The organism is Thermodesulfobacterium geofontis OPF15, from assembly GCF_000215975.1.
In the GTDB taxonomy this organism is placed as follows: domain Bacteria; phylum Desulfobacterota; class Thermodesulfobacteria; order Thermodesulfobacteriales; family Thermodesulfobacteriaceae; genus Thermodesulfobacterium; species Thermodesulfobacterium geofontis.
This window is the reverse complement of sequence record NC_015682.1, coordinates 1,246,351-1,259,167: the sequence shown is the minus strand read 5'-3', so window position 1 is coordinate 1,259,167 and position 12,817 is coordinate 1,246,351. Positions and strand designations below refer to the sequence as shown.

Sequence of the window (12,817 nt, the reverse complement as noted above, 5' to 3'; positions counted from 1 at the left end):
TCTAAAGTTTTAAAAATTATAACGTAGCTGTACGCTTATTATGTCAACATGCCCACGGTAATAACCCTTTAATCCACCCCTTAAAAGATCTTCTCTCACCGGGTCTTTGTCTATATGAGATTTTTTAAAAAAAATGTGCACATAGCCTAAATCAAACTTTGCATTTTCAGAAAGGTTATAACCTAACCCAAAGGCTAACCAAAATCTATCAGTATCTGGTATTCTCGGGGTTCTGTATTTATCAGAAGATATAGGAGTTTCATCATAGGCTATTCCTGTGCGAAAAGTCCATTTGGAATTAGGTTGATAAGTGAGTCCAAGGGAGTAACGAAAACAATCTTCCCATTTAGTAGTAATAACTGTATCACCTGTAATGAGGGTCTCATACTTAATCCTTAGTTCTTCAAACCTACTCCAGCCAGTCCAGGTAACATCTGCAAGGATAGTCCAGTTTTTATTTATTTTATGTAACCCGCTAAAAGAAATCATTGGAGGAAGGTTAAGTCTTGCCTTAGCATCATCTTTTTTAAAGACATTTGTTGAATTTGAAGGAATGTTTGAAAAATTAACCTCGCCTCTAAAAACATGGGTTAGTTTAGCTCGGTAAGAAAGACCAATTCTGGTTTTCTCCGAAAGATCATAAAGAAGCCCTGCATTCCAATTAAAGGACCAATCATCCCCTTCTAATTTAGCAAAACCATCTTGAGTAGTTATGTCTCCAAATCTTAAAAAAGCAATAGGGTTTAAAGCATTAGTTAATTCTGCCTCTGCCCACTGAAAGTTTATTCCTAAGCCTAAACTAAATTTGGGAGTTACTTTATAAGCAATAGTTGGATTAAGGTTTATAGTTATAAATTTAGATTTTATGGCATGATAACGACCTACCCAGTTTTTATCATACTCAGTCTGAAGCCCAAAAGGAGAATTAACTCCTAAACCTAACACTAAACGTTCACTTACTGGAGCCGAAAAATAAAAATTAGGCACTACCACTGTTACTCCTGCATTGCCCCCATTATTTCCAGTAAGAGGGTAGGTAGATCTGGTAATAGGGTTATATCCTATAGAGCCTGTATTTTTAAAATGAGCGTTAGGTATAATCACATGGGCTCCAAGAGAAACATCTGGTTTAGTGAGTTTGGTTAAGCCTGCAGGATTATAGAAAATGGTGCTTCCGTCTTCAGCAGAAGCTGCAGCTCCTGCATAGGCATTCCCAATTCCACTTACTCCTTGCTCATAGATAGCAATACCAGCTCCATAAGCTTTTACTACCAAACAGGAAATAAAACATAAAATGACTAAAAGTATGTTTAAAAACATAATCCACCTCACTTTTAAGGTTTAGTGGTAATAAAAAATTTTCAGAATTTTAACAAAACTTTATTTATAAATCAAGAATAAATTATTTAAAAAATAAATAGAATTTAGAAATTTTTAGGAAAATAATTTTATTTTTTTCAAAATTTTGATATATTTTTACTGAAATGATTAATTTCAGACAAATTTGTAATTAAACACAATTTTGTAATCTGTCCTTTTATAAAAACTATCTAAAAAACAATTACTTACAAATAGGCATAGATTTTGTATCTTTAATTGAAATTAAGAAAAGGAGTCAACTATCAGGAAATAGGAATTAAACATGAGAGACCTCCTGAGAAGGGAAATTAGAAAAAGAAGGGTTAAAGAAGGTTCCTTTTGTACAAATTGCATAAATGACTCTTACGAGTTTGTTTACAACTGCTATCATTGCTTTCTTATAACTGCCAAAATTTTTCTTCTTACGCAAAAAGTAAGACCTGAAGTAAAAATTCCATTTTACTACACCTACAGCCATTTGGAAAAGAACATTTCTGAGGAAGCTCGAACCTTGCTTAGATATACTCATCTTGACTTTATACTTACCAGATTGTTTTATTACTGGATCTGTGCCAGCATACTTTATAAGCTTTTTTGCATTGGAAAATCTTTTTATATCTCCGATTTCAACCAAAAAGAGGCTTGCAAGTTTTGGAGAAATACCTTTTATAGAGGAAATGAATTTAATTTGTTCTTGTTGGTTTTCATCCAATTTTTCTATAAGCATGTTTTCAAGCTTTTTAATTCTTGGTTCAAGGAAGAAGAGTTTTTCGATGTAGAATACGAGGGTTTGAGAAAGATAGGGGTCATCGACACCTATGGAGCATTTAGCAAGGGAGATAAGTTCTTCAGGGGTGAAAGATGGGGATTTACCCTTTTGTATAGAGGATTTAATGATTTCGGAGATTTCGGAGGGTTTAGCTTTTTTGATAGCTTTTGCAGAAGGGTATTCAAGGAGGATGTTAAGGAAGGAGTGGGAGTAGATATTGAAGTGTTTTTCAGCTTCTGGGGAGATCAGGAAAGAGCGTATTTGATTTAGGTTTTTGCGGGAGCAATCATGTTTAAGTTTTTGGATGAGACGGGAAAGGGTACGGAGTTCAGAGTTTTTAGGATAGGATTTAAGGAATTGGGGGTTACTAAGAGCAAAGAGAGCAAGGATTTTGGCATCTTTTTTATCTTGTTTAGAGGGATTGTTAGCAGAGATAAACTCAAAGAATCTGCGTACGATCTTAGGGTTAAGGATGAAAGTTTGGATGTTATTTTCGGTGAGGAAAAGATAAAGTGGGATATGGAATCTACCAGAGGATTCCATGACAACAACTGGCTCTGGGAGAGACTTAAGGGTGTTAAGGAGGGATTTAAAGCCTTCAAGGGACATAGGGAGGTTGCCGGAAGCAATGGTTTGAGCAGAGTTATTAAGGATGCAGAAATGAAAAGAATCTTTAGAGATATCAATACCTACGTAGTATTGCATTTTGCTACCTCCGATTTAAGATTTTTGAAGTCCCTCACACCATCCTCCCGAGTAGCTGGGGCTTTTTTAGCCCAACCAACTTATCGGGTGTTGAGGGACAGAGGGACATACTCCTTTGGAGGCTCAAAGGCCTACAAAAAATGGAGTCCCTGTCCCTCTCTATTTTGCAAGCTACAACTTTATAATATAACCCAAAAGGTATTAAGCAAAACTTAACATAAAAATTGCAGGAGGTTTTAAGATGAAAAAAATAGAAGCAATAATAAGACCTACTAAATTTGATGAGGTTGTTCAGGGACTTTCTGAAGCAGGAATAACTTGTGGTATGACCATTACAGAAGTAAAGGGATTTGGAAGACAAAAAGGATTTGTGGAAATATACAGAGGAAGAGAGTATGAAATAAGATTTATACCCAAGATTAAGATAGAGATAGTGTTGAACGACGAGCTTGTAGAAAAGGCGATTAGTGTAATAATTGAAAAGGCAAAGACAGGAGAGGTAGGAGATGGTAAAATTTTTATATTTAATCTTGAAGATGCTATTAGAATAAGAACGGGACAGAGAGGTAAAGAGGCTCTCTGACCCAAGATAAAAGCTAGCAATATTTTGAAAAGATACTAAATTGAGGTTTATTATGAAAGTCTTAATTATAAAAAATGTTGTTTCGGAAGGACCAGGAACAATTCTCGATTTTTTGAAAAACAATAATATTTCTTTTAGAGTTGTAGAGGCAAGCCTTGGTGAGCCAATTCCTTCCCTGAATACTTTCTCATCAATTGTCATAATGGGTGGCCCTATGGCTGTTTATGAAATGGAGCAATATCCTTTCCTTAAAGATGTAGCCAGTACAATAGAAAAGGCTCTTAAGATGAATAAAAAAGTCCTTGGCATATGCCTTGGTGCTCAATTAATAGCTTATGTTCTTGGTGCAAAAGTATATCGAGGACATAAGGAGGAGATTGGTTGGTTACCAATTGAACCAACTATTAATGGAGTAAGAGATAAGATCTTTGGACAACTTATTGAGCCAATTGGTTATACTATGGTTTTACAATGGCATGGAGATACTTTTGATATTCCATCAGGTGCAGTTAAGCTTGCAAGTTCAAAGAATTATCCTAATCAGGCTTTTAAGTATAATAATTCCTATGCTCTTCAGTTCCATATAGAGGTTACGCCTGATATCATAAAGGAATGGTTTCAGGATAGAGAAGACTTACAAGAAATATTAAAAAATACAGAAAAATTTTATCCAAGATACCGTCTAAGAGCGGATCTGTTTTACGAGACCTTTTTTACTTAATGTTTCCTACTTGAAGAGAGGCAAAAGCTCGAAATGAAGGAATTAAAATTTTATATTTTTTTATTTTATACCCAATTTGTCTTTGGGTAATACCAAGCAAGCGAGCAGCACGAGCTTGATTATAATCACACTTTTTTAGAGCCTCCTCTATTCTTCTCTTCTCTAATTCCTCAATTTCTTTTTTTAAAGAATAGGTATTACTAGGATTAAGAGTTTTTAACATTTCGGACCTGATATGAATGGGAAGATCTTCAACAGTAATTTCTTCTTTCTCAGCAAGGATAACGAGTCTTTCAATAGTATTTTCAAGTTCTCTAACATTACCAGGCCATGAATATCTTATTAGTTTCTCCATCGCCTGAGAAGAAATAGATATTCTTCTTCCATATTCCTTATTAAATCTCTTTAGAAAGTGTTCTATAAGTAGGGGTATATCTTCCTTTCTTTCTCTTAAAGGTGGAAGAAATATGGAAACTACATTTAATCTCCAGTAAAGGTCTTCCCTAAAGAGTCCTTTCTTTACCATATCCTCTAAATCTTTGTTTGTTGCTGCAATTATTCTAACATCAACATTTATTGATTTTGTACCACCAAGTCTTTCAAAGGTATATTCTTGAATCACTCTCAAAAGTTTTGCTTGAAGGGCAGGGCTCGTTTCTCCAATCTCATCAAGAAAGAGGGTTCCCCCATTGGCAAGTTCAAATTTACCTGGTTTTGCTGTTACTGCACCTGTAAAAGCTCCTCTTTCATATCCAAATAATTCTGCTTCAAGGAGGGTTTCAGGAATAGCAGCACAATTAACAGCAATAAAAGGTCCCTTTGCTCTGGGACTTTCAAAATGAATTGCCTTAGCGATAAGCTCTTTTCCTGTTCCACTTTCTCCCCTGAGTAATACTGTTGCCTTGCTTTTTGATACCTTAATTACAGTCTTTATAACTTCATGCATCCTATCAGAAACAGTAATAATATTTTGAATGCTAAAGCGATTCCTAAGCTCTAAGGTAAGCTCCTCTCTTTTAAGTTTTTCTTCTGAAAACCTCCGATAAAGTTTAATTGCCTGTCCAATAAGGGTAGCTACAATATTTAGCACCCTTAAGTCCTCTTCAAAATCTATACTTTTATCAAAAATTTTATCTACAGAGAGGACACCAAGAATTTCTTCATTTATCTTTATGGGTACACAAAGAAAGGATATGTTATCTTTATTAATTCTTGCTCTTGTTCTATTTAAAAATAAAGGCTCTTTCCCGATATCAGGGACAACAATGGGTGAACCTGTTTCAACAACCTTTCCAACGATACCCTCTCCTATTTTATATTTTCCTCTTGCTATTTGTTCTCTTGTTAGACCATAAGCTACAGCTATTCTCAATTCTGATGTTTCTGGATCAAGAAGAGTTACAGTACCTCTTGTCATATGAAGAGAATCAGAAAGAACTTTAAGTGCTCTGTAGATATTTTCTTCAAGTTCAAAGGATGAACTCAAAATTTTACTTATTTCAAGAAGAGCTGTTAATTCCGCATTCTTTCTTTCAAGAGCATTCATAATTTTTTTCACTCACTAAATACTTTGCTTTTATTTCTTTCTTTTTCATACAGTCATAGTTTTTGTGAATATGCATTTTATAAAATGGGTAAATATTTTTCTATTTCATAAGGAAAAACTTGAATTCTATATTCATCCCATTCAAGCTTTTTATTATTTAAAAGTTCTTTAAAAACATGTTCTCCTAAAGTTTCTTTTAATAATTCACTTTTTTCAGCATATTCTATAGCTTCACCAAGACTTCCAGGAAGATTATCTATTCCTAAAGCTTTTCTTTCTTCTTCACTTAAATGATAAATATCTTTTTCAATGGGATCAGGTAATCTATATCCTTTTTTAATACCTTCAAGTCCTGCAGCAAGCATACAGGCAAAAGCTAAATAGGGATTACAAGCTGGATCAGGACTTCTTAACTCAATACGTGTTGCCTTTTCTTTACCAGGTTTATACATAGGAACTCTTATAAGAGCTGAACGATTTCTTCTTGCCCAGGCAATATAAACTGGAGCTTCATAACCAGGAACAAGTCTTTTATAAGAATTTACCCATTGATTTAACACTAAGGTTATTTCTTTAATATGGGTTAATAACCCTGCAATGTATTTTTTGGCTACATCAGAAAGATGAAAAGGATCATTAGGATCAAAAAAGGCGTTTTTATCTCCTATAAATAAAGATTGATGAGTATGCATTCCGCTTCCGTTTACTCCAAAAATTGGTTTAGGCATAAAGGTAGCATAAACTCCATATTTTTTAGCAACTTCCTTTACCACTACTCTATAAGTCATTACAATATCTGCCATTTCTAAAGCTTCAGCATATCTTAAATCTATCTCGTGTTGAGATGGAGCTACCTCATGATGAGAATATTCAACTCTGATTCCCATTTGCTCTAAACAAAAAATAGTTTCTCTTCTTAGGTCTTCAGCTGCATCCATAGGATAATCAAAATAACCACCTTTATCTAAAATTTCTGGAGCTTTATCACTTTTAAAATAAAAAAATTCAAGTTCAGGACCAATATAAAAATGGGTAAATCCCATTTTTTTCATTTTCTCTAAATTCTTTTTCAAAACATATCTCGGATCCCCTTCATAAGGTGTTCCATCGGGATTGTAAATATCGCAAAACATTCTGGCTACAGCTTTCTCTTTGGGTCTCCATGGAAGTATAGCAAAAGTAGTAGGATCAGGTCGAGCAATCATATCCGATTCCTCAATCCTTGCAAATCCTCTAATAGATGAACCATCAAATCCCATACCCTCTTCAAAAGCCATTTCTAATTCCTCTACAGGTACAGCAAAACTCTTTAATTGTCCAAGAACATCTGTAAACCACAATCTTACAAATTTAACATCATACTGTTTCACCAATTCCATCACATCTTTTTTATCCCTTGGCTTTTCTTGAAACATATAAACCCTCCTCTTTTAATTTTAAGAATTTCTAAATTTTCTTAAATATCAAAATCTATGCCTATAAATTCTTATTAGATATTTCAAATTTTTTCAGTCTTAATCATTATTACAAAATTGTTAAAAGTAACAATTTTGTAACAACACCTTTTTCTATTTAGTTTTATTTGATTTTCTTCTCAAATTTTACTACAAAATTGTTTAACAAAAATAGCTTATTTTATAAAAAAGTTTTAGAAAAAAAATCGGAATATTAATTTGACAGGTATAAATTTTGTAATAAGATTTTGAGAAGCCAGATATTTTGGGGAAAATATTTATGCGGAATCTTGATTATTATTTTGTAATTGAAAAAATTGTTAATTTTATAAGAAAAAAAGTAAAAGAAAGTAAAGCTAAAGGCGTTGTGTTAGGGGTAAGTGGTGGAATTGATAGTGCAACAGCTTCTTATCTTGCTGTTAAATCCTTAGGCAAAGAAAAAGTTTTAGGAGTAATAATGCCTTATTATCAAAATCAAGAATTTGAAGATGCAATTTTTGTATGTAAAAATTTAGACATTGATTATAAAATAATAAGTATAAAAGAGATAGTTAATAAATTTGAAGAAGCTTTAGGATTTGAAATAGATAAAATAACTAAGGGTAATCTAATGGTAAGGAGTAGAATGGTTATTCTTTATGGAATTGCTAATGCAAAAAAATATTTAGTTTTAGGTACCTCAAATAAAACTGAATTTTTAGTAGGATATTTTACTAAATGGGGTGATGGAGCAAGTGATATAGCTCCCCTTTTGGATTTATATAAAACTGAAGTAAAAGAGATAGCTAAAATATTGGGAGTTTCCGAAAAAATTATTTCAAAAAAACCTACCGCAGGTTTATGGGAAGGACAAACAGATGAAGATGAATTGGGAATAGAATATGATCTTCTTGATAAAATTCTTTATAGATTAATAGATTTAAAAATGAAAAAGAAGGATATAGCTAAGGATTTAAATATCCCCTTAGAAAGAATTATATATGTAGAAAACCTAATAAAAAGAAGCAAACACAAGCGTAATTTGCCATCATTTCCCAAAATTTAAATTTATGAGGAATATTGTTTTCTTAAAATTTAATTTTATAATTTCAATATTTTTCTAATAAAGGTTATTGGAGGATGATATAAGGTGAAAATTTTAGACCATTCTTCCTGTGGAGTAGGTTTTGTATGTGATATTAAAAATAGGGAAAGTCATCAAATTGTAAAATGGGGATTAGAAGCAGTTAAAAATTTGACACATCGTGGGGCTATCGGGGGAGATGGGAAAACAGGTGACGGAGCAGGAATTCTTATAAAAATTCCACGTAGATTTTTTTCAAAATATTTAGAAAAAAATAAACTTCAAATTTCTCATATAAATAATTTAGCTGTAGGTGTAGTTTTTCTATATAAGGAAGATTTAAAAAGAAAAATTGAAAAGTATATTGAGAATACACCTATCAAGTTTATTGCTTGGAGAGAAGTTCCAGTTGATACCTCAGCAGTAGGTGAAGCAGCTTTAAAAACTATGCCTAAAATTTATCATTTATTACTTGATGTCGAAAAACTTGAAAAAAATAAAATTGAAATAGAACTTTATATTTTAAGAAGAAAAATTGAAAAAGATCCAGAGTTAATGGATGACGTATATATAGCTTCTCTTTCTTCTAAAACATTAGTATACAAAGGAATGTTTGTAGCCCCTCAATTGGACAAATTTTATCCTGAACTTAAAGATGAATCTATAGAATCCAGTTTATGCCTATTTCATCAGCGCTATTCTACAAATACTTTACCTAATTGGAAACTTGCTCAACCTTTGAGATATTTAGCTCATAATGGAGAAATAAATACTTTGCAAGGAAATAGAAATTGGATTTTAGCTTTACAAAATGAATTGGAGCATGAATTTTTTGGAGAAAATATAAAATTAATAGATCCTCTTGTATCTCTTGAAGAAAGCGATTCTGCATCCTTAGACAGAGTTTTTGAATTGCTTTGTTTAGCTGGATATTCTCCTATCCATGCTATAAATATGTTAATTCCTCCTGCTTGGGAAAACGTTCCTGATATTTCAGAAAAGGTCCGTTTATTTTTTGAATTCCAATCTTTTATGATGCAACCTTGGGATGGACCTGCAGCAATAGCTTTTACTGATGGAGAAACTATTGGAGCACACTTGGATAGAAATGGATTACGTCCTTGTAGATACATTATAACTGAAGATGGAGTTGTAATATTAGGTTCCGAAGTGGGAATGATTGATTTGGAAAATAAAAAGATTAAAGAAAAGGGTAGGTTAGGTCCTGGAGATAGTATTTTAGTAGATTTAAAAAAAGGAATTATTAAAAAGACTGAAGAAATTTTGGAAGAACTTGCTTCTTCTAAACCTTATAGAGATTGGATTGAAAAAAACCTTGTAAGACTTTCTAAACTTGTTCCTAAAAATAAAATTTTCTTTACTAAAAAAGAGAACAAATTTTTGGAAAAGCTTGTAGCTTTTGGTTATACTAAAGAAGATATAAATGAAGTTATTAAATACATGGCTGAAAATGGAAGTGAACTTACCTTCTCTGCAGGTAACGACACACCTATTCCTCCTCTTTCTGAAAACCCAGTTTTACTCTTTAAATATTTTAGACAAAAATTTGCTCAGGTTACCAATCCTCCTATAGATCCCATTAGAGAAAAAAAGATAATGTCTTTATATATGGCATTAGGTCGTAAAGGTAATTTTTTAAAGGAAACCGCTTTTCATGCTAAAAAACTCCAAATAGATAGTCCAATTTTGCTTCCTTCAGAATTTTTAGCTATATTAGAACAAAAACAATTTAAAGTTAATAAACTTCCTATTCTTTTTTCTAAGGATAAAACTTTAGAGGAGGGATTAGAGGAACTTTTTAAAGAAGCTGAAAAATTAGTAAAAGAAGGTACCGAAATACTTGTACTTTCGGACAAAGACATTTCTTCTGATAAAATAGCTGTCCCGAGCTTGCTTGCTGTTTCAGGAATTTTTCATTATTTGTGGAAAAAAAATTTGGTTACAAAAGTCTCCATAATAATTGAAACAGGAGAAGCAAGAGACACTCATCAAATTTGTTGTCTTATAGGTTATGGAGCTTGTGCTGTGTATCCTTATTTAGCTTATGAAATTATTCGTGAGCTTTGTGAAAAAGGAGAAATCAAAAATGAAGTTGAGACAGCTATCTTAAATTATAAAAAAGCTTTAGAAGCTGGGATTTTAAAAATTCTCTCCAAAATGGGTATTTCAACTTTAAATTCTTATCACGGAGGGAAAATTTTTGAAACAGTTTGTCTAAATAAAGACTTTGTTGAGAAGTATTTTCCTGATACTCCAGTAACTTTAGAAGCTGATGGAATTCAAGAAATTGAAGAAAGTGTAAGAAAAAGACATAAATGGGCTTTTGAACATGAAAAACCCGAAATCCCTATTGGGGGAGAGATGCGATTTAAAAAGGGAGGAGAATGGCATGCTTGGTCCCCTTATTTAATAAAGGCATTACATAAATTTTTAAAAACAAAAAAATATGAAGATTATAAAGAATTTTCCAAAATTGCAAATAATACCCGTCCTGTATTCATAAGAGATCTTTTAACTTATAAAAAAGCAGAAAAACCTTTACCAATAGAAGAGGTTGAACCTATTGAAAATATTTTAAAAAGATTCGTGATAAGCGCTATGTCCTTAGGAGCCCTTTCTCCCGAAGCTCATGAAACTTTAGCTGAAGCTGCTAATAGATTAGGTATGAGAAGTAATTCAGGAGAGGGAGGAGAAGATCCTAAAAGATATTGGACTATTAAAAATTCTGCTATTAAACAAGTTGCTTCTGGTAGATTTGGTGTAACTCCTACTTATTTAGCTTCGGCTGAAGAAATAGAAATAAAAATAGCTCAAGGAGCAAAACCAGGAGAAGGAGGGCAACTCCCCGGACATAAAGTTAATGATTACGTAGCAAGATTAAGACATTCTCAACCAGGAGTTACCTTAATTTCTCCCCCTCCACATCATGATATATATTCAATTGAAGACCTTGCTCAGTTAATTAATGATTTAAAAGAAGCTAATCCAAAAGCTAAAGTATGTGTAAAATTGGTTGCAGAAACAGGAGTAGGAACAATTGCAGCTGGGGTAGCTAAAGGATATGCTGATTTGGTTCAAATTAGTGGAGGAGAAGGGGGAACAGGTGCCAGTCCTTATTCTTCTATCAAGTATGCTGGAAATTATTGGGAAATCGGACTTGCAGAGACGCAAAAAATTTTAATGGAAAACGACCTTAGAGATAAAGTAATTATCAAAACTGATGGAGCTATTAGAACAGGAAAAGATATAGTTATAGCTGCGCTTTTTGGAGCAGAAGAATTTGGTTTTGGAACAGCTGCAATGGTTGCTCTTGGATGTATTATGTGCCGTAGTTGTCATACTAATAAATGTCCTACAGGAATTGCAACTCAAGATAGTGAACATAGAAAAAAATTTAAAGGCAAAGTAGAAGAAGTGATGGCTTATTTTAGAGCTGTAGCTCAAGAAGTTAGAGAAATTCTTTCCGAAATAGGAGTCAAAAGTTTAGATGAAATTATTGGAAGAAGAGACCTTTTAGAAATAAAAACTTTTGAGGAATATCCTGGGTCTAAACGAATTAAACTAAAAAAATTCCTTATAGATGATTATCCTAAAGACAAACCCTTAAGGTGTTTAGTAAAAAGAAATGATAATCCAAGAAGATCAGAGCTTGCTAAAAAACTTGAAGAAGAAATAGTTCCTTATATAGAAAGAGAAGAGAAAGTTTTTAAAGAATATCCTATAAGAAATGTAGACAGAAGTATTCCTACAAGACTTAACTATTATATAGCTGTGAAATATAAAGATAAAGGTCTACCAGAGGATACTATTAACTTGACTTTTTTTGGAACAGCTGGACAAAGTTTTGGAGCTTTTAATCATAGGGGATTGACTTTAACCTTAATTGGAGAAGCTAACGATTATGTAGGAAAGGGTATGTATGGAGGAAAAATTATTATAAAACCTGTAGGGATTGAGGATTCACAAAATCACGTAATAATGGGAAATACTTGTCTTTATGGTGCTACAGGTGGTGAACTTTATGCAGCTGGAAAAGCGGGAGAAAGATTTGCTATTAGAAATAGTGGGGCTATAGCAGTAATAGAGGGAGCCGGTCTTCATTGTTGTGAATATATGACTGGAGGAATAGTGGTAGTTCTTGGGAATGTAGGTTTTAATTTTGGAGCTGGTATGACCGGAGGATATGCCTATGTATTAAATCTTGATGGTAAGTTAGAAAATAGACTCAATTATTCTTATGTAACTTTAAGGGAACTTTTAATAGAAGCTGAAGTAAAAGAACTAAAAGAACTTATAACAAGACATTATAACTATACTCAAAGTTTATGGGCAAAACATATTCTTGATAATTTTGATATCTATTTAAATAAATTTTTCAAAATCATTCCATTAGAACAATATCATAAACATGTATTAGAAATTAAAGAAGCTGGAGGAGAAGGTTAAATTTTTCTTCTTCGGCTTCTATCTTTATTAATTCTGTAAAAGTCTGAGCGTTAAATTTTTAAATTTTTAAAAATAATTAAAAGATTTTCAGTTTTTTATTTCGAGTTATTTTACATAATATATATTATCGGAAGTTATTTTAAACTTCGT

At 32.5% G+C, this 12,817-nt stretch carries 8 protein-coding genes; 4 read left to right on the top strand and 4 right to left on the bottom strand.

All coding sequences use genetic code 11. The features are described from left to right. Positions 1-9 precede the first annotated feature (9 nt). Together TOPB45_RS06520 and TOPB45_RS06515 are read right to left on the bottom strand one after the other, a co-directional pair. Complete coding sequence (locus TOPB45_RS06520; protein ID WP_013910041.1) at positions 10-1,320, bottom strand: OmpP1/FadL family transporter; 1,311 nt, start codon at positions 1,318-1,320, stop codon at positions 10-12. Positions 1,321-1,636: 316 nt separating this feature from the next. Continuing rightward, on the bottom strand, positions 1,637-2,833 hold the full coding sequence (locus TOPB45_RS06515; RefSeq protein WP_013910040.1) for an IS110 family RNA-guided transposase: 1,197 nt from the start codon (positions 2,831-2,833) through the stop codon (positions 1,637-1,639). A 241-nt stretch (positions 2,834-3,074) separates the two neighbouring features. Between TOPB45_RS06515 and TOPB45_RS06510 the strand changes: the two genes are divergently transcribed. Together TOPB45_RS06510 and TOPB45_RS06505 are read left to right on the top strand one after the other, a co-directional pair. Continuing rightward, positions 3,075-3,416, top strand: a complete 342-nt coding sequence (locus tag TOPB45_RS06510; RefSeq protein WP_013910039.1) for a P-II family nitrogen regulator — start codon at positions 3,075-3,077, stop codon at positions 3,414-3,416. A 52-nt stretch (positions 3,417-3,468) separates the two neighbouring features. After that, positions 3,469-4,137: a type 1 glutamine amidotransferase gene (locus TOPB45_RS06505; RefSeq protein ID WP_013910038.1), complete on the top strand. Its 669-nt coding sequence runs from the start codon at positions 3,469-3,471 to the stop codon at positions 4,135-4,137. On the opposite strand, the gene nifA is transcribed toward TOPB45_RS06505, so the two are convergent. Both nifA and TOPB45_RS06495 read right to left on the bottom strand, forming a co-directional pair. Continuing rightward, the gene (nifA, locus tag TOPB45_RS06500; RefSeq protein WP_013910037.1) at positions 4,130-5,683 is read right to left on the bottom strand and encodes a nif-specific transcriptional activator NifA; all 1,554 of its coding nucleotides are present in this window, start codon (positions 5,681-5,683) and stop codon (positions 4,130-4,132) included. The two genes, TOPB45_RS06505 and nifA, sit on opposite strands and share 8 nt — an antisense overlap. A 77-nt stretch (positions 5,684-5,760) precedes the next feature. After that, entirely contained in the window at positions 5,761-7,098 is a 1,338-nt protein-coding gene (locus TOPB45_RS06495) for a glutamine synthetase family protein (RefSeq protein WP_013910036.1), read from the bottom strand. A 319-nt stretch (positions 7,099-7,417) separates the two neighbouring features. Between TOPB45_RS06495 and TOPB45_RS06490 the strand changes: the two genes are divergently transcribed. After that, positions 7,418-8,182 carry an NAD+ synthase gene (locus TOPB45_RS06490; RefSeq protein ID WP_013910035.1) on the top strand — a complete coding sequence of 255 codons (765 nt, stop codon included), beginning with the start codon at positions 7,418-7,420 and terminating at the stop codon, positions 8,180-8,182. Positions 8,183-8,266: 84 nt separating this feature from the next. Beyond that, positions 8,267-12,667 (top strand): glutamate synthase large subunit, encoded by a 4,401-nt coding sequence (gltB, locus tag TOPB45_RS06485; protein WP_013910034.1) that lies wholly within the window; start codon positions 8,267-8,269, stop codon positions 12,665-12,667. Positions 12,668-12,817: the final 150 nt, after the last annotated feature.

Bases quoted from the DNA above. Each gene is read 5' to 3' on its own strand.
- nifA (WP_013910037.1), bottom strand. From the start codon at position 5,683: ATGAATGCTCTTGAAAGAAAGAATGCGGAATTAACAGCTCTTCTTGAA.
- TOPB45_RS06510 (WP_013910039.1), top strand. From the start codon at position 3,075: ATGAAAAAAATAGAAGCAATAATAAGACCTACTAAATTTGATGAGGTT.
- TOPB45_RS06490 (WP_013910035.1), top strand. From the start codon at position 7,418: ATGCGGAATCTTGATTATTATTTTGTAATTGAAAAAATTGTTAATTTT.
- TOPB45_RS06515 (WP_013910040.1), bottom strand. From the start codon at position 2,833: ATGCAATACTACGTAGGTATTGATATCTCTAAAGATTCTTTTCATTTC.
- TOPB45_RS06505 (WP_013910038.1), top strand. From the start codon at position 3,469: ATGAAAGTCTTAATTATAAAAAATGTTGTTTCGGAAGGACCAGGAACA.
- TOPB45_RS06520 (WP_013910041.1), bottom strand. From the start codon at position 1,320: ATGTTTTTAAACATACTTTTAGTCATTTTATGTTTTATTTCCTGTTTG.
- TOPB45_RS06495 (WP_013910036.1), bottom strand. From the start codon at position 7,098: ATGTTTCAAGAAAAGCCAAGGGATAAAAAAGATGTGATGGAATTGGTG.